At 70.2% G+C, this 17,813-nt stretch carries 10 protein-coding genes; 3 read left to right on the top strand and 7 right to left on the bottom strand.

Going from position 1 to position 17,813, the window contains the following annotated elements; genetic code table 11:
* Nucleotides 1-111: 111 nt before the first annotated feature.
* Entirely contained in the window at nt 112-1,893 is a 1,782-nt protein-coding gene (locus L0P92_RS30600; RefSeq protein WP_234766290.1) for a serine hydrolase domain-containing protein, read from the bottom strand.
* Nucleotides 1,894-2,061: 168 nt separating this feature from the next.
* Between L0P92_RS30600 and L0P92_RS30595 the strand changes: the two genes are divergently transcribed.
* On the top strand, nt 2,062-3,171 hold the full coding sequence (locus L0P92_RS30595) for a nitronate monooxygenase (RefSeq protein ID WP_234766289.1): 1,110 nt from the start codon (nt 2,062-2,064) through the stop codon (nt 3,169-3,171).
* Nucleotides 3,168-4,721, top strand: a complete 1,554-nt coding sequence (locus L0P92_RS30590) for an acyl-CoA synthetase (RefSeq protein ID WP_234766288.1) — start codon at nt 3,168-3,170, stop codon at nt 4,719-4,721. The genes L0P92_RS30595 and L0P92_RS30590 overlap by 4 nt, the downstream gene beginning before the upstream one ends.
* Nucleotides 4,722-4,723: 2 nt before the next feature.
* Here the strand turns inward: L0P92_RS30590 and L0P92_RS30585 are convergent, their stop codons facing one another.
* The 4 genes from L0P92_RS30585 to L0P92_RS30570 all read right to left on the bottom strand — a co-directional run bounded on the left by L0P92_RS30585 (nt 4,724) and on the right by L0P92_RS30570 (nt 12,978).
* Nucleotides 4,724-7,630 (bottom strand): ATP-binding protein, encoded by a 2,907-nt coding sequence (locus tag L0P92_RS30585; RefSeq protein ID WP_234766292.1) that lies wholly within the window; start codon nt 7,628-7,630, stop codon nt 4,724-4,726.
* Nucleotides 7,631-7,844: 214 nt separating this feature from the next.
* Nucleotides 7,845-8,861 (bottom strand): (-)-alpha-amorphene synthase, encoded by a 1,017-nt coding sequence (locus L0P92_RS30580; RefSeq protein ID WP_234766287.1) that lies wholly within the window; start codon nt 8,859-8,861, stop codon nt 7,845-7,847.
* Nucleotides 8,836-10,299, bottom strand: coding sequence for a cytochrome P450 (locus tag L0P92_RS30575; protein WP_234766286.1), 1,464 nt, complete (start codon nt 10,297-10,299; stop codon nt 8,836-8,838). Before L0P92_RS30575 ends, L0P92_RS30580 begins: the two co-directional genes overlap by 26 nt.
* 249 nt (nt 10,300-10,548) lie before the next feature.
* Nucleotides 10,549-12,978, bottom strand: a complete 2,430-nt coding sequence (locus L0P92_RS30570) for a penicillin acylase family protein (protein WP_234766285.1) — start codon at nt 12,976-12,978, stop codon at nt 10,549-10,551.
* Between the two features lie 120 nt (nt 12,979-13,098).
* Between L0P92_RS30570 and L0P92_RS30565 the strand changes: the two genes are divergently transcribed.
* On the top strand, nt 13,099-14,598 hold the full coding sequence (locus L0P92_RS30565; RefSeq protein WP_234766284.1) for an acyl-CoA synthetase: 1,500 nt from the start codon (nt 13,099-13,101) through the stop codon (nt 14,596-14,598).
* Between the two features lie 74 nt (nt 14,599-14,672).
* Here L0P92_RS30565 and paaK read toward each other — a convergent pair whose 3' ends face one another.
* Together paaK and L0P92_RS30555 are read right to left on the bottom strand one after the other, a co-directional pair.
* Nucleotides 14,673-15,968 carry a phenylacetate--CoA ligase PaaK gene (gene paaK / locus L0P92_RS30560; RefSeq protein WP_234766283.1) on the bottom strand — a complete coding sequence of 432 codons (1,296 nt, stop codon included), beginning with the start codon at nt 15,966-15,968 and terminating at the stop codon, nt 14,673-14,675.
* 164 nt (nt 15,969-16,132) lie between these two features.
* Complete coding sequence (locus L0P92_RS30555; protein WP_234766291.1) at nt 16,133-17,803, bottom strand: alkaline phosphatase family protein; 1,671 nt, start codon at nt 17,801-17,803, stop codon at nt 16,133-16,135.
* Nucleotides 17,804-17,813: the final 10 nt, after the last annotated feature.

The raw sequence follows: 17,813 nt of genomic DNA, 5'->3' as shown, positions 1-17,813 counted from the left end.
GGGGAGGGGTGAGCGGGGTGCCGGGGCACAACGCGGCGATGGCGGTGTTGGAGCGGGCCGCCGATTGACGGGCCGTCAGACGGGCGATCAATCGGGCGGTCAATCGGGCCGTCAGTCGGCGGAGGCACTCCAGCCGGTCGCCGCGACACGGGCCGCGTCCGCCGGCCGGGCGTCGTCGAACAGGACGCCGTCCGCCGCCTCGACGCGCAGCCCGTCGACGTACACCCCACGGCCCACATACAGCCGGTCGGTGGCGTACCGCCAGCGGAGCGCCAGCTGCCGGTGTGCCGGGAGCCGGGCCGTGAGGCGGTGCCAGACGCGGCCCGACCAGCCGGTCACCGTCCCGTTCGCGTGGTCCTGCGGCTCCTCGCCGTGTCGGGTGGTCGTGAAGGGGAGCGGCTGCCAGGTCGCTCCGCCGTCCGTCGTGGACTCCAGGACGAGGAGATCGGCCCGGGGCTCGGTGTCCCACCACAGGGCGCAGCGCAGACACGCCTCACCGGCGGACGTGTCGAGCGCGGGGAGGGCAAGGGTCGCGGTGGTGGCGGTCGCCATGCCGGAGAACCATGCGGTACGGCCGTGGCGTGGGCGGACCGGTACGGCACGCGCCATGTTGTCGGCGGCCGCGACCCTCGGCGCGGAGCCGGAGCGCCAACTGCGCACCGGGTGAACCGAGTTGCCGAGCACGACGAGGAAGGAGTCGGTCGTCGGGTCCAGCACCAGGGAGGTGCCGGTGAAGCCGGTGTGCCCGGCCGTGCGCGGGGTGGCCATCGCGCCCATGTACCAGTGCTGGTAGAGCTCGAAGCCGAGGCCGTGCTCGTCGCCCGGGAAGGCGGTGTTGAAGTCGGTGAACATCAGCTCCACCGACTCCGGTTCCAGGATGCGCCGCCTGCCGTAGGACCCGCCGTTGAGCAGCGTCCGGCCGAGCACCGCGAGGTCCCACGCGTTGGAGAACACGCCCGCGTGGCCGGCGACCCCGCCGAGGCTGAAGGCGTTCTCGTCGTGCACCTCGCCCCACACGAGCCCCCGGTCCAGTCCGGACCAGGGCTTGCGGGCGTCCTCGGTGGCCGCGATCTTCGGCCGCCAGGCGGCGGGCGGGTTGTAGCGGGTCCTGCGCATCCCGAGCGGGCCGGTGATCTCGTCGTCGAGGAGGGTGTCCAGGCGGCGGCCGGTGATCTTCTCCAGGACCAGTTGGAGGGAGATCAGGTTCAGGTCCGAGTAGAGATACGTGCTGCCCGGCGGGTTGAGCGGTGCCTCGTTCCAGATGAGTTCGAGCTTCCCCTCGTACGTCGGCGCCGCGTACAGCGGGATCCAGGCGCGGAACCCCGAGGTGTGCGTGAGCAGCTGACGGATCGTGATGTCCTGCTTGCCCGCGCGACCGAAGTCCGGGAGATACGAGGCGACCGCCGCCTCCAGCCCCAGCGCGCCCCGTTCGATCTGCTGCACGGCGAGGATCGAGGTGAACAGCTTGGACACCGAGGCCAGATCGAAGACGGTGTCCTCGGCCATCGGGATCTGCTGCTCGGGCGGGAACTCGACGCCGGTGTCGGTCTTCTCGTCGTACGCCCGATACCGCACCGCCATCCCGATCGGCTCGTGCAGCGCCACGGTGCCGCCCCGCCCGGCGAGCAGGACGGCACCGGCGTACCAGGGGTGCGCGGGGGAGGGGCCGAGGAACCTTTCGGCGTCGGTGACCAGGCGGCGCAGGGGTGCGGAGAGGAGACCGGCGCGTTCGGGGGAGCCGTGGCGCAGGGTGGGGTGGTGCGAGGGCCGGCTGGAGGGGGAGGTGGCGGCCGCCGGTCCTGCCGGCAAGGGAGCCAGGGCCAGGGCGCCGCCCAAGGCCAGTGTTCCCTTGGTGAGTTGACGCCTGGTCGGTCCGCGTCTGCCGTCGGTCATCGAGGTTCCTCCCGCCGCTCCGGCTGAAAGTATCTTTCCGGGATCACCTTGCGTGGTGAAACTTTCGTGTCAGGCGGGGGCCGTGTCAACGGGATGTTCGCCCAAGAGATCTGACGGTGTATCAGAAAAGGCCTTCCGTCGTCCGGACGACTGCGGCATCCTGCGCCCATGCAGACGGAGCTGAGCAAGAAACTGGGAGTCGAGCACGCCATCTTCGGCTTCACGCCGTTCCCCGCCGTCGCAGCGGCCATCAGCCGGGCCGGCGGCTTCGGAGTGCTCGGCGCGGTCCGCTACACCGCACCCGACGACCTCAAACGCGACCTCGACTGGATCGAGGCACATGTCGACGGCCGGCCCTACGGCCTGGACGTCGTCATGCCCGCGAAGAAGGTCGAGGGCGTCACCGAAGCCGACGTCGAGGCGATGATCCCGGAAGGGCACCGGCAGTTCGTCAAGGACACCCTCGCCAAGTACGGCGTGCCCGAACTCGCCGAGGGGGAAGCGGCCGGCTGGCGGATCACCGGCTGGATGGAACAGGTCGCCCGCACCCAGCTCGACGTCGCCTTCGACTACCCGATCAAGCTGCTCGCCAACGCCCTCGGCTCACCGCCCGCCGACGTCGTGGAGCGCGCCCACGACCAGGGCGTGCTCGTCGCCGCGCTCGCGGGCAGCGCCCGGCACGCCCGCAAACACCAGCAGGCGGGCATCGACATCATCGTGGCCCAGGGCTACGAGGCGGGCGGCCACACCGGTGACATCGCCTCCATGGTGCTCACCCCGGAGGTGGTGGAAGCCGTCGCCCCACTGCCCGTGCTGGCGGCAGGCGGCATCGGAAGCGGCCCACAGGTGGCGGCAGCCCTCACTCTCGGCGCCCAAGGTGTGTGGCTGGGCTCCATATGGCTGACCACCACAGAGGCGGACCTGCATTCACCCGCGCTGACCGAGAAACTGCTCGCCGCCGGATCCGGCGACACGGTCCGCTCCCGCGCCCTCACCGGCAAGCCCGCTCGCCAACTGCGTACCGAGTGGACGGACGCCTGGGACGACCCGAACGGGCCCGGCACCCTCCCCATGCCGCTCCAGGGGCTCCTGGTGGCCGAAGCCGTCTCCCGGATCCAGAAGTACGAGGTCGAGCCGCTGCTCGGCACACCCGTCGGCCAGATCGTCGGCCGGATGAACAGCGAACGCAGTGTCCAGGCCGTCTTCGACGACCTCACCCGCGGCTTCGAGCAGTCCGTCGACCGCATCAACCGCATCGCCGGAAGGAGCGGCCAGTGACGAGCACACCCCCCGCGGGCTTCTGGGCCCAGGCGGCGGCCGACCCCGACCGCACGGTCCTCGTCGCCCCCGACGGCGAGCAGTGGACCGCCGCCCGACTGCACGCCGCCGCCAACCGCCTCGTCCACGGCCTGCGCGCGGCCGGGATGCGGCGCGGCGACGCCTTCGCCGTCGTCCTGCCCAACAGCCCCGAGTTCTTCGCCGCCTACCTCGCCGCCAGCCAGGCCGGCTTCTACCTGGTCCCCGTCAACCACCACTTCGTCGCCCCCGAGATCGCCTGGATCGTCGCCGACTCCGGCGCCAAGGTGCTCCTCGCCCACGAACGCTTCGCCGACCCCGCCCGCCACGCCGCCGACGAGGCAGGCCTCCCCGGCACCCACCGGTACGCGATCGGCACGGTCGAGGGCTTCCGGCCGTACGCCGAACTCCTCGACGGACAACCCGAGTCGGCGCCCGCGGACCGCACCCTCGGCTGGGTCATGAACTACACCTCGGGCACCACCGGCCGCCCGCGAGGCATCCGGCGTCCCCTGTCCGGCAAGACACCAGAGGAGTCCTACCTCGGCGGCTTCCTCGGCATCTTCGGCATCAGGCCGTTCGACGACAACGTGCACCTGGTCTGCTCGCCGCTCTACCACACCGCCGTACTCCAGTTCGCGGGCGCGTCCCTGCACATAGGCCACCGTCTGGTGCTGATGGACAAGTGGACCCCGCAGGAGATGCTCCGCCTCATCGACACCCACAAGTGCACACACACCCATATGGTCCCCACACAGTTCCACCGCCTCCTCGCCCTCCCCGAGCACGTGCGCGCCCGTTACGACGTCTCCTCCATGCGGCACGCCATCCACGGCGCCGCCCCCTGCCCCGACCACGTGAAGCGGGCCATGCTCGACTGGTGGGGTCCGTGTGTCGAGGAGTACTACGCCGCCAGCGAGGGCGGCGGCGCCTTCGCGACCGCCGAGGACTGGCTGAAGAAGCCCGGCACGGTCGGCAAGGCCTGGCCGATCAGCGAACTCGCCGTCTTCGACGACGACGGCAACCGGCTGCCGCCCGGCGAACTCGGCACCGTCTACCTGAAGATGAACACCGGCGGCTTCGCCTACCACAAGGACGAGGACAAGACGAAGAAGAACCGCATCGGCGACTTCTTCACCGTCGGAGACCTCGGCTACCTCGACGAGGACGGCTACCTCTTCCTCCGCGACCGCAAGATCGACATGATCATCTCGGGCGGCGTCAACATCTACCCGGCCGAGATCGAGTCCGCGCTGCTCGCCCACCCGGCCGTCGCCGACGCCGCCGCCTTCGGCATCCCGCACGACGACTGGGGCGAGGAGGTCAAGGCCGTGGTCGAACCGGCCCCGGGCCAGGAGCCGGGACCGGCCCTCGCCACGTCCATCCTCGACCACTGCGCCGGGCAACTCGCCGGGTACAAGCGGCCCAAGAGCGTGGACTTCGTTTCCGAGATGCCGCGGGATCCCAATGGGAAGTTGTACAAGCGGCGGTTGCGGGATCCGTACTGGGAAGGCCGCACCAGGCCCGTGTGACGTCAGGGACGCATACGCGGAGGAGTCTCCAGGGCTCTGGCGAGACCTGCCGCGTCGGTGCCGATCTTGCGGTAGACACTGGACAGCAGCTGTCGCACGCCCTGTTCGGTCAAGTGCAGATCCGCCGCGATCGATGCCACCGGGCTTCCCTCGACGGTCAGTTCGGCCGTCCGGCGTTCGCGCGCGGTCAGTGCGTCCCCCTGCACATAGCGCAGGGGCAGCGGGCGCAGACCGGCCGTCGAGAGCTCCTCCCTGGCCCGCGTGGCGAGCGCCTCGGCCCCACAGTGGACGGCGCCTTCCAGACCCTGGTAGAGCCGGTCGGCGGCCTCCTGGAGCCGTCCGTGGCGGGACAGCGCGGCGCCGTGGCCGACTTGGGCGCGAGCGAGTTCGTACGAGGCCGGGGACTGTTCCAGGCAGTCGATCGCCTCCGCGTACAGGTCGAGTGCGGCCGGCCCGCCGGTCACCTCGGCGAGGGTGTGGAGGGCCTGGCCGATGGTGGACGCGGCGCCGAAGTCCCGGGCGCGCTTGACGGCGTCCTGGGCATGATGGATCGCCTCGTCCGGGGCGGTGGGAGCGAGCGCGGTCGCGAGCCGCAGCTGCCACGGGCACCAGGCCGGGTTGCGCCAGGCCCGTCCGTCCAGCCACTCCCCGACCGCGGACAGCAGCCTCGACGCCTCCGCGTGCCGGCCCTCCGCCAGGAGCAGTTCCGCGTACACGGTGCGCGGGTCGGGATAGATGATGGCGTTCGGAGCCATCTCACCGAAGTGGTGGTCGTCGGCGAGAGCACGCGCCTCGGTGACGCGGCCACGGGCCAGCAAGGTCTGGATCAGGACGCTGACGCCGTACCACTGGGCGGCCACGACGCCTTCCACCTTGTCGGCGATGCGCAGGCCCTCCCGTACCAGGTCCTCGGCTTCGGCCAGACAACCGCGGTGGTAGCGCACATAGCCGGCGATGGTCTGGCCGAAGGCCAGGTGGGAGCCGTGCCAGCCCTTGCCCACGCACTCGGCGATGCCCTTCTCGAACAACTCCTCGGCCCGGCGCGGCTGATCGCCGTACATGAACACCAGGGCCACCGAAAGGGGCACCTCGAAGCCACGGTTCTCATCGGTCCAGCTCATGCCGCCGCGCAGGGACTTCTCCGCGTAACCGAGCGCGGTCTGCCGTGGTTCGCCGCGCAATACGGCGTCCCACGCCCGCAGCCCCAGGATGTAGCGCTCCTCCAGGCTGCGGCCGGGCAACTGCTCGGCCAGCCGCGCCAGTCTCCGGGAACGCGCGGGGGAGTCCGGATCGTCGGCGCGCATCGTGCTCCAGACGAACTGGTCGGCCTGCATCCGCAGTTTGACGCGTGGATTCGTGGCCTGCCGGGCCTCCTCGGCGGCGACGGTCACGGCCTCGTCCATCCGGTCGGTGTGGGCCAGCGCTGTCGTCAGCCGATAGACGATGGAGGCGCGCAGGTCGGGTTCGACATCGGGCTCCGCCAGCGCCTGGCGGAGATGCCGCACCGTGGCCGTGGGCTCGATCAGGAACGTGGCGCACGCGAGTTCGTGCAGGACCGCGGCGCGCTCCTCCGGCAGGGGCGGCTCCTGCAGCGCACGGATCAGCAGGCGCCGGGCGGCCTCGGTCGCCCCGGCGCCGAGGTATTCGCGAGCCGCCTCGCGCAGACACTTGACCGTCTCCGGGCTGCCCTCGCACGGCACCTCCAGCAGATGCCGGGCGGCGGCGGTGGGGCCGTAGCCCGCGTTCAGGACGGCGTCCGCGGCAGCGTTGTGCAGACCGGCCCGGAAGCCGGAGCGGATGGACCGGTAGATCGTCGTGGCGATCAGCGGGTGGACGAACTCGAGCTCACCCTCCGGGCCGTGGCCGTCGGTGAGGATCCGGGCCGCGCGAAGCTGCTGGGTCGCCTCGGTGACGGTCTCGTCGCCGAGCACCGCGATGGTCGCGGCGAGCTGAGGTGAGAAGGGCGACCCCAGCACGGCGGCGGCGTGCGCGAAGCGGACGGTCGTGGTGTCGAGGCCTTCCAGACGTTCGATCAGTCCCGGGCCCTTGATGGCCGCGGCGAGTTCACGCATCGCGGGCAGGTCGTCCTCGCTGCCACCAAGATTCCGCTCGGCGAGGCCGATGGCGAGCTCCACCGTCTCGAAGGGGCTCCCACCGGTGGCCGACCAGCATTCCTTGCAGAACACGTCCTCGGCTCTGTCGCCGACCTGGCTTCTGACGATCTGCGCCACGCCGTCGGCGGTGAGGCACGCGAGGTCGTGGGGGCGGTCGCCGTGATGTCCGACGAGGGTGCGCAGTTCCCCCGCCGCGGAGGGCAGTTCGTCGGGCCGGTAGGCGACCACGATCAGCAGGGGGAGGTCATCGACCCGTGACGCGAAGGAATCGAGCCAGATCAAGGACTCGGCGTCGGCCCAGTGCAGGTCGTCCAGGAGCAGGACGACGGGCGCCCTCTTGACGGTGAGGCAGGTCATGACCCAGTCGAGACCCTCGCGGACCCCGGTCGGGTCGGGTGCGGGGGCGGGGCCCCTCGCCTCGAGACCGAGCACGGCGGCCATGACGTCGTACCAGCTGCCCAGGAAGGCCCGGAGTTCGGCGCCCTCCATCCTTGCCAGCAAGGGCTGCACGAGCTGGCGGACCACGCGGAACGCAGACCCCTGTTCCTTCTCTCCCCCTCTCCCCGACAGCACGGTGAATCCCGAAGCCTTGGCCCTTTGACGGGCTTCCGTGAGGAGCGCCGTCTTGCCCAGCCCGGCCGGTCCGCTGAAGGCGAGCACTCCCCTGCGCCTCGCCTGCGGGGCACCGTCCGTGGTGCGTCGCAACTCCTTGAACGCGGCGTCAAGGGCCTGAAGTTCCCGTCGGCGCTCGATCAACGTCCGCTGCTCCGTGACCGGCAACGTCCGCTGCTCCATGACCGGGTGCCGAGGCGCCATCGCCATGTGCCGTACCGCCTTCTGTCGTTCGGCTCGGAGGAGGCCGAGCGTACGCCTTATGGGGGTGCGGCAGGCCGAATTGAGCACCATAGGGTGAATCGTGAACGGTAGGTGGGAGAACGCCCACCCGCTGGGTAGTGGACACGAATGGACGTCTCCAGGGTGGGGCTGGTGACGGTGCGCGTCAGGAGGTCTACGGCACTGCGGGCACCGACGTCACATCCGCGTACCGGGGCACGGCGCGGGCCCAGTCGTAGCACCCGCGGATCCAGCCGATCATGCCCTCCACATAGCGGATGCCCGCGGGGCTCAACTCCGGTTTGATCCCGTCGTGGAGCCTTTGGAACTTCTCGATCGTGCTGTTGATCTCCTCGATGGCCAGGAGCACGGCGGTCGGCAGCGAGCACCGTTGTTCGCGCTGGTGGGCCAGGGCAAGGTTGATCATTTCGCCCGCCCGCTGTTCCTTCACCGCGGAGAACAGGTCGGCCGTCCACACCGCCGCGTCGGCCGACAGCCGGCTCAGTCGCCGTACGACGGGATGATGCACCTCGGCCGCGGTCAGCTCGCGCGCCCGGGCGCCCTCGTACAGCGGGTAGAACGGCTCTACGCCCGCGGTCAGCGACCGAATGGAGGTGCAGTCCCCGGTGCGCAGGAGCACGGGGTGGGTCTGGGCCACGGCTTCGTACAACAGGCCGTGCACGTATTCACAGCTCTGCCAGGCCCATCGCGCGGCCTGTGCGGGTGTGCACTGTTCCCGGACCTGGCGGTGGAGATCGGCCAGGGCGGCTCCGAGGGGCGTGCTGGGCTGCCGGCCGTCCCGCAGGATCGCGACGCTCTCGCACAGCATGGGCAGCAGCCTGCCCGGAGAACGTCGGCCGAGGTCCTCCGCGAGGTCGTCGAAGACGAACTGGTAGGCGATCTGATGGGCCACGATCTGCAGGACACCAGAATCCACGGTGGGGCTGGTGTAGCTGGCGAGTTCGGCTGGGCGAGTGCGGGCGATCATCGCCGCCACATCAGGTTCGTCGGTCAGCCCCCACACCTTCAGCCATGCGTCGACGCCGACGGTGGCATCGGCTTCATGAGGGTTCCGCCGGAACGGGAAGGGCATGTGGAGGTTGGTGTCGATCAGGTCCCGGAGGTTGGCGACCGGCATTCCGTCCGGTAGGCCGAGGGTGATTTCCTCATGCGTCGTCGACAACGTGGTCACCTGCCTTTCGGCTGTCCGATGTGTGCGGGGCGGCGGTCGCTCGGTGCGCGAGCGAGGCCGACGAGGGCATACGTGATCGGGGCGCGCACGTCATGACCAGGGAACGCGGCCCCATCGTGATCCCGGGGCGCGGTTTCCGGTCGACGTACCCGGGCAGATGACGCAAGCGCCGGCGGCCGGCGATGGTCGCGAGCGTCAAGGTGGCCTCCACCATCGCGAACTCGTCACCGAGGCATTTGCGGTTGCCCGCGGAGAACGGCATCATCGCGCGGCGCTCTTCGGCGGTGGGCCGTCCCGGCAACCAGCGGTCGGGGTCGAAACGTTCGGGGTCGGGGAACGACGAGGGATCGTGCTGCAGGAGGTGGGGGCTGTACAGGACGGCGGCGCCCTTGGGCAGGCGGCGTCCGGCGAGCTCGGTCTCCTTGGTGGCGACGCGGGTGAAGAGCCAGCCGGGAGGCGAGTGGCGCAGCGTCTCGGAGACGACGCACCGGGTGTAGACGAGGCGCGGCAGATCCTCGGGAGTGGGCCGTCGGCCTTCGGGGAGGACGGAGTCGAGCTCGGCGTGCAGACGCCGCTCCACCTTCGGATGGCGGGCCAGCAGGCTGAAAGCGCTGGTCAGGGCCAGTGCCTGAGTCTCGACGCCCGTCAGCAGAAGCGTGATCAGGTGATCATGAACCTCCTGGTCGGTGACCGCGGCCGTCGAGCCGTCGTCCTTTGCGGCCTTCAGCAGCGTGCCCAGCACGTCGTCGCGATGGGCGCCCCACCGACGCTCCGCGATCACCGCGTCGATGATCCCGTGCAGGCGCGAGAGCGCGCGGAGATAGCGGCGGTTGGCGGGGGTGGGGAGGCGGAACAAGGCGTCGATCGGTACGACCGTGCGGACGAACAGGCCCCGCACGACCGCGCCGAGACAGTCGCGCACCTCCGAGGTCGTCCTGTCGTCCAGGGAATCGGAGAAGAGGACACGGCTGGTCACCCGTGTCGTGAGGGCCATCATCGCCTCGGTGACGGCAACCTCCTGACCGACCGGCCACGCGCGGCACACCGCCGCGGCCTCCTCGGTGACCAGGTCCGTGTACTCGGCGACATGGGAAGGGCGGAACGCGGGCTGTAACAGCCTGCGCTTGTCCCGATGCGTCGGCTGTCGGCAGGTGACGAGGCCGTCGCCCATCAGCTTCCCGAGCCTGTCGTACAGCGGGCCCCCCTTGTCGAAGGTGTGCGGATCCATGAGCACCTCGTGGGTCAGCTCGGGATGGCACACCATCCAGGCGCGCTGGGGGCCCAGCCGTATCTCGACCAGATCGCCGTACGCGGGCAAAGAATTCAGAAACGCCAGCGGCCGTCGGTATAACGCGATACCGTGGCCGATGACTGGGAATATGCCTGGAGCAGTTCCTGTCCTCCATGTACGCTTTCGTTCAGGCACGGCACGGCTCATGAAAACCTCCTGCCATACGCGGCACGCGAAATTGGTGAACGTGCCACGGACTTGAACACTTGAGACAAGTCCTGCCCAGTCCAAGTGGCTCTTGGTTTCCCGAAACCTTTCTCCAAAGGGGCGCACGGGAGCACGAGGAAGGCAAAAGAAGCATTCGATGAATGGCTGTTGACGCATGGCGCATTCTCAGCGCATCCCATGGGTCACTCATATGTGGTCCCGCCCCATGTGGAGCGGGACCACACCGACTCACCGTTCGCGTATGTGGACGGTCCTCAACGCCGGCGACGCCAGGATGTCCCTCTCGCAGAACCGCGCCGTCACCCACCGCTCACCCGAGAACAGCCGGGTCTGGTCGCTGAAGTGGGCCGAGTTCGGGTTCGAGGACTGGGAGTACGTCAGGAGCGTACGGGCCACCGGGCAGCGGCCACCGTCCCAGCCGACCGCCTGGATGTGGCTGGAGCCGGTCGTCACCTCGGAGTAGCCGCCCTGGGCCGCGTTCCACACCGGCTCGATCTTGTTCCACACGCCCAGGCCCTCCGTGCCGCCCGGGACGGGGATGCGCCGACCGTCGCGTACGACGAACTGGTGCTCGCCGAGCCGGGAGTCGAGCGCGATGCCTGCCGCCCGGAGTTCGGCGACCGCGTCCGCCAGGGCCGTGCCGAAGCCGGGGGCCTCGGTGTTGAGCGTGTTCGGGGTGTGCACCGGGTCCGTCGCCGAGAACGGCACCTTCCACCGCTGGGCCGCCGGCACCTTCGCCGTCAGCTTCCGCCAGAACCGGTCGAAGAGCAGGGCGCCCCGGCTGCCGGTGTCCATGGTGCGGTCCCAGGCCGCGAGCACCGAACAGGCCTCGGCCACGTCGACGGCCCTGCCGTCGCTGCCCGTCGCCCTGCCACCCGGCAGCGCGGCACAGGCCTTCGCCGCGTCCGCCGCCGCCAGGTCGGCCACGGGCGCCCGGTTCGTGAACTGCTGGCGTTCCAGGTCCCGGACGGTCAGACCACCGCGCTCCGCCATCGCCGCCACGTCCTCGATCGCCCCGCGGGTGCGCGGCGAGCGCTGTGTGCCGATCGTGCCGAAGATCCGCTCGTACCCGGTGAGCGGCCGGTCCGCATTGGCCAGCCAGGCGCTGTCGTTGGAGTTCTCCGCGTACGGCGCGTCCTTCAGCGTCGGCATGCGTGCGGGCCCGAAGATCCCGGGCTGGAGGGCGTCGGCGTCACGGCCGAACGCGCAGTCGCCACGGGAACCGTCGAGGACCGCGAGGCCCGCCGCCGGATAGGTGGCCTTGCCCAGGTCAGTGGAGCAGCGCGCCGCGAGCTCGTCGGTGACCCGGGGCAGCACCTGGGACTGGGTGTAGAGCGAGTGCCCCGAGGAGTCCGCCGCGATGGTGTTCACCCACGGGAGCCCCTGGTGCCGGGTGAGAGACCGAAGGACGTCGGCCGTGCCGCGCGCCTTGCTGAAGCCGAGGGAGGTGTCGGCGAAGCGCATGTTGGCCGCGTTGGGGTCGTTGAGCGCGTACGCCGTGGTGGCGGTCCAGGGCAGCGGGAGCTCGCCGTCGGTGGAGGACACGACCGGGCCGTACCGGGTCCACCACTGGGTACGGGTCACCGGAGCGCCGCCGCCCTTGACCGTGACGGTCACCGTCCTCTTCTTCATCCGCTCGCGCTTGCCGTCCACCAGGTAGACCGTGGGGTCGGTCGGGTCCAGCGTCAGGCGGTGCAGATTGAACGGGACTCCGGTCGAGACGGTGTGGCTCCACGCCACATGGGCGTTGTAGCCGATGGAGATCGTCGGCGAACCCAGCAGGGAAGCGCCGGCCACGTTGAGCTCGCCGGGGATCGTCTGCTGCGCCTGCCAGAAGCGGCGTCCGCCGTGCCACGGGTAGTGCGGGTTGCCCAGCAGCAGGCCGCGGCCGTCGGCCGTGGTGTCACCATGGAAGGCGACCGCGTTCGAGCCCATGTCCGCGTCGGCGGTCCGCTCGCGCACCGCCCGGATCAGCGCCCCGGCGTCCGGGGCGGCCCCGCTGCCCCCGGCTCGGGCGGTGGAGACGGTGGGCGGCTGGGCGCCGGTGATGTCGTCCACGGCGCCGCCCTGGCCGCCGAGTACCGCGATGGCGTAGAAGCGGGCGGCCACGTCCAGCTGGGTGACCGGGCGCACCCAGGCGGCGCCCTTGCAGGCGGGGTCGGTGATCCGGTTCTGCTTCAGCCAGGTGTTGTACCCGGCCGCGAAGCCCCGCATCAGGTCCCTGACCTGATGGCTGGGGCCGCGCGGTGCCGGTTCGGCGAGGAGCTTCTCCACCGTGCGGGTCTGACGTACGCCGCGGAAGTACAGGTCGCTGGAGAGGTTCCTGGTCGCCGAGGAGAGGGAGAAGTCGGTCGCCGCGTCCGGGCCGAAGAACCGCGAACGCTCGCCGCGCACGGTCACGAACCCGTCGGCGAGCGTGCACACCTGGTCGGCGGCCTGCGCCCAACCGGTGCCGAAGCCGAGGGACTTGTAATCCCTGGCGACGATATGCGGAATTCCGTACTCGGTGTAGCGGACGACGGCGGACAGACCACCGTGTGAGAGCTGTTCGTGCCGGTCTTGCGAATCCTGCCGCTCGGCCGCGGTCGCGGGCAGCCCGGCCATGGTGGCGAGCAGGGCCACGGCCGCGACGACGAGCCGTCTGGGGCGGGTGCGCATCGTGCCTCCCAACGTCATTGAGGGAAGGAGCCGTTGAGCATACCAACGGGTATGTGTCCCCGGTCGGGTGTCCGGCCTCCGCCTTGACCCGTCTCTGCGAGACACCGAGGATCATGTGTCATGACGCCAGCACACGGCAGCACGGTTGACGGAGTACTGCGCCGCAGCGCCAGACGGACCCCGGCACGCGTCGCGATCGAGGACCGCGACCGCGCGTGGACGTACGAGGAACTCGACGACGCCGTCTCCCGCGCGGCGACCGTCCTGCGCGACCGGGGCCTCGCCCCGGGTGACCGGGTGGCCGCCTACGGCCACAACTCCTGCGCCTATCTCATCGCCTTCCTGGCCTGCGCCCGCGCGGGCCTCGTCCATGTCCCCGTCAACCATCACCTCACCGGCGACGACCTCGCCTACATCCTCGGTCAGTCCGGCAGCTCCCTGATCCTCACCGACCCCGCCCTCGCCGACCGGCTCCCCGACGGCGTCCCCGCGATGCCGCTGCGCGACGCCGACGGCTCACTGCTGGCCCGGCAGGCCACGGCGCCCGCCCACGACGGCCCCGAGGCACGCAGCGAGGACCTGGTCCAGCTGCTCTACACCTCCGGCACCACGGCCCTGCCGAAGGGCGCGATGATGACCCACCGCGCCCTGGTCCACGAGTACTTGAGCGCGATTGCCGCCCTCGACCTGAGCGCCGGCGACCGACCCGTCCACTCACTGCCGCTCTACCACTCGGCGCAGATGCACGTGTTCCTCATGCCGTATCTGGCCGTCGGCGCCACCAACGTCATCCTGGAGTCGCCCGACGGCGACCGGCTCTTCGATCTCATCGAGACGGGCCGCGCGGACAGCCTGTTCGCTCCGCCCACGGTGTGGATCGGTCTGGCGGGCCGCCCCGACTTCGCGACCCGCGATCTCGACGGGCTGCGCAAGGCGTACTACGGCGCCTCGATCATGCCGGTGCCGGTCCTGGAACGGCTGCGTGAGCGATGGCCCGGCCTGGCCTTCTACAACTGCTTCGGCCAGAGCGAGATCGGCCCGCTGGCCACGGTGCTGGGTCCCGACGAACACAAGGGCAGGCTGGACTCCTGCGGCCGTCCCGTCCTCTTCGTCGACGCCCGGGTCGTCGACGAGAACGGCGAGGACGTGCCCGACGGCACCCCCGGCGAGATCGTCTACCGCTCCCCGCAGCTGTGCGAGGGCTACTGGGACAAGCCCGAGGAGACCGCCGAGGCCTTCCGTGACGGCTGGTTCCGCTCCGGCGACCTCGCGGTGCGCGACGCGCACGGCTACTTCACGATCGTCGACCGGGTGAAGGACGCCATCAACTCCGGTGGCGTACTCATCGCCTCACGTGCCGTCGAGGACGCGTTGTACACGCACGAGGGAGTCGCCGAGGCCGCCGTGATCGGCCTGCCCGACGAGCGGTGGATCGAGGCCGTCACGGCGGTCGTCGTCCCGCGCGGCGAGGTGAGCGAGGCCGAACTGATCGAGCACGCGCGCGAGAAGCTCGCCGGCTTCAAGGCGCCGAAGCGGGTGGTGTTCGTGACCGAGCTGCCGCGCAACGCGAGCGGGAAGATCCTCAAGCGGGAGCTGCGGGACCGGTTCGCAGGCGAGTAGGCGAGTGGGCGAATAGGTGAGCAGGGGCAGGGGCAGGGGCTATGGCGTCCCGCGCGGCCGGCTCGACCATTGCGCTAGCGGGGCCGTAGGTCCTGGATCCGTCGGATCTTGCCCACGGACCGTTCCAGTGACTCCGGATCGACGATCTCCACGGCGACCGACACCCCGATGCCGTCCTTCACGGCCGCGGCGATGGCCTGCGCCGCGGCGTCCCGGACCTCGGGTGACGCGTCGGGGCGGGCCTCCGCGCGCACGGTGAGGGCGTCGAGACGACCCTCCCTGGTGAGGCGCAGCTGGAAGTGGGGTGCCACGCCCGGAGTCCGGAGCACGATCTCCTCGATCTGGGTGGGGAAGAGATTGACCCCGCGCAGGATGACCATGTCGTCACTGCGCCCGGTGATCTTCTCCATCCGCCGGAACACCCGGGCCGTCCCCGGCAGCAGCCGCGTCAGGTCCCGGGTGCGGTACCGGATGACCGGCATGGCCTCCTTGGTGAGCGAGGTGAAGACCAGTTCGCCCTCCTCGCCGTCGGGCAGCACCTCACCGGTGATCGGATCGACGATCTCGGGGAGGAAGTGGTCCTCCCACACATGCAGACCGTCCTTGGTCTCCACACACTCCTGCGCGACCCCGGGTCCGATCACCTCGGACAACCCGTATATGTCGACGGCGTCGATCGCGAACCGCTCCTCGATCTCCTGGCGCATCCGCTCGGTCCAGGGCTCGGCGCCGAAGATGCCCACCCGCAGGGAGGTGCCGCGGGGATCGACGCCCTGCCGTTCGAACTCGTCTAGCAGGGTCAGCATGTAGGACGGCGTCACCATGATGATCTCGGGCCTGAGATCCTGGATGAGCTGGACCTGGCGGGCCGTCATGCCGCCGGACGCGGGGATGACCGTACAGCCAAGCCGTTCGGCCCCGTAGTGTGCGCCAAGCCCACCGGTGAACAACCCATAGCCGTACGCCACATGTACCTTGTCGCCGGGTCGCCCGCCTGCCGCCCGGATGGACCTGGCCACCACGTCGGACCACAGGGACAGGTCGGCGTCGGTGTAGCCGACGACCGTGGGGCGGCCGGTGGTGCCGCTGGAGGCGTGGACACGGCGGATCCGGTCCTGCGGCACGGCGAACATCCCGTACGGGTAGTTCTCCCGCAGGTCGGCCTTGGTCGTGAACGGGAAACGGGCCAGGTCGGCGAGCGAACGGCAGTCCTCGGGGCGTACGCCGGCCTTGTCGAAGGAGTCACGGTAGAAGGGCACGTTGTCGTACGCGTGCCGCAGCGAGGTCCGCAGCCGCTCCAGCTGCAACGCCCGCAGCGCCTCCGGCGCGAGCCGTTCCCCCGAGTCCAGCAGCTCCGTCGCATCCGCCATGGGGACTTCTCCCTCGCCAACCGCGTCAATCCGGACGACCGATCATTCGGTCCGAGTGTTCGGGATCAGTAATCCAGGCGCGGAATGATCAGGCAAGGGGGCGGGCCGGACTTTCTGCTCTCTCCACGTCTGACGCGCTGACCGGACCGGCCGCCCCGCCGGTCTCAGCCCTTCCGCGGCCCGTACGCCGTCAGGAAACGGTCACGGAACTTGTCCATGCCCCAGGTCGGGGCGTTCTCGGCGGGCTTGAGGCCGTCCGTCCAGTTCCAGTCGGCGATCCTGTCCAGGACCTTCTGGTCGCGGGCGACGACCGTGACGGGGACGTCCTTGCTCGTGTTGCCCGCGGTGACGGTCGGCACGGGCTGGTGGTCGCCGAGGAAGACGAGGACCGTGTCGTCCGTGCCGTAGCGCTCGACCCACTCCGTGAGGCTGTGGATCGAGTACTCGATGGCGCGGCGGTACTCGGTGCGGACGCGCTCGGGGTCCTTCCAGACCTCCTTGGGGTCCGTGCCCTCCTTCTTGATCCGGTGGAAGACCGAGCCGTCGCCGAGGTCGTCCCAGTCGACCATGCGGGCGATGGGGGACCAGGGGTTGTGGCTGGAGGCAAGGATGATCTCCGCCATGATCGGCTCGCGGTCCTTCTTGCCGTGCTCCAGACGCTGGAAGGCCTCCAGGCTGAACTGGTCGGGCACGGGCGTCCAGCTGAAGTAGGGGCCCTGGTAGCCCAGGTGTTCGGAGTCGTAGATGTGGTCGAGCGCGAAGTACTTGCCCTCCGGCCAGGCCCGCCGCACGCCCGGCACGACGCCGACCGTCCGCCACGCACCGGTCTTGCGGAAGTAGCTGTTGAGCGTGGCGCGGTCGCTGGTGGTCAGACTCCGGTACCGCTGCTGGTTCTTGATCCACAGACCGGAGAGGAAGGTGGAGTGGGCGAGCCAGCTGCCGGCTCCCGTCACCGGCGACCTCAGCCAGCCGCTGCGCGACTGGAATCCGGCGGCCTTGAGATCGCTCGTCCCTTCCTTGAGTGCCGCGTCGATCTGCGGGGCCATCGCCGGATCGTCGATCGCCACACGGCCGTAGCTCTCGATGAACGTGAACAGGACGTCCTTGCCGCGCAGCCCGGTGAGCAACTGGTCCGACGGTGTCTTCGCGAAGGCGTCGACGGCTGCCTGCTTCTGGAAGACGCGTCCGTCCTTGAGGCCCGCCCGTACCTGTTCCACACGGTTGTTGAGCAGATCGGCGTTGGCCTTGGTGGCCAGCGGGACGCCGGTGATCTGGATGCTCAGCGTCATGCAGGTGATCCACGCGGTGCCGAGGATCAGCGTCGTACGGGCGGCGACGGCACGGTGGCCGACCATCAGGTTCGTCACCCGGACCATCGCGAGCGTCATGAGGACGAGCACGGCGACGATCAGGGCGATCACCCCGACCACCGCGAGCACCTGGCCGGTCCGGCCGAAGGACTCCCGTACGAACTCCGCCGCATCGTCGAGCAGGATCCAGTCCAGGACCAGGTCGAAGGGGCGGGCCAGCACCTGGTAGAAGCCCATGTCGACGAACTTCAGCACGGTGAGCAGCCCGAGCAGCGCACCCGAGACCACGGCCATCAGCCGCCGTGAACGTGGCGGCAGCGCCAGCAGCAGGCCCGCGAGCAGGATCCCCTCGGCGGGAAGACGGAAGAACGCCTCGGGATTGAGCCGCTCCATCCGGTTCGGCACGAGGAGCGCGAAGAGCAGGAGGGCCCCGGCCAGGACGGACGTCCCGATGGTGACGCCGCGTGCCGTACGGGGGTAGCGGCGGCGCCAGCCGAACCAGCCGGGGGAGGCCGAGGAGACCAAGGCGGCGGCC

Origin of the sequence: Streptomyces muensis (assembly GCF_021474425.1) — a bacterium.
Taxonomy (GTDB): domain Bacteria; phylum Actinomycetota; class Actinomycetes; order Streptomycetales; family Streptomycetaceae; genus Streptomyces; species Streptomyces muensis.
Note: the sequence above shows the minus strand (reverse complement) of the source record. Positions and strands in the feature narration are given on the sequence as shown.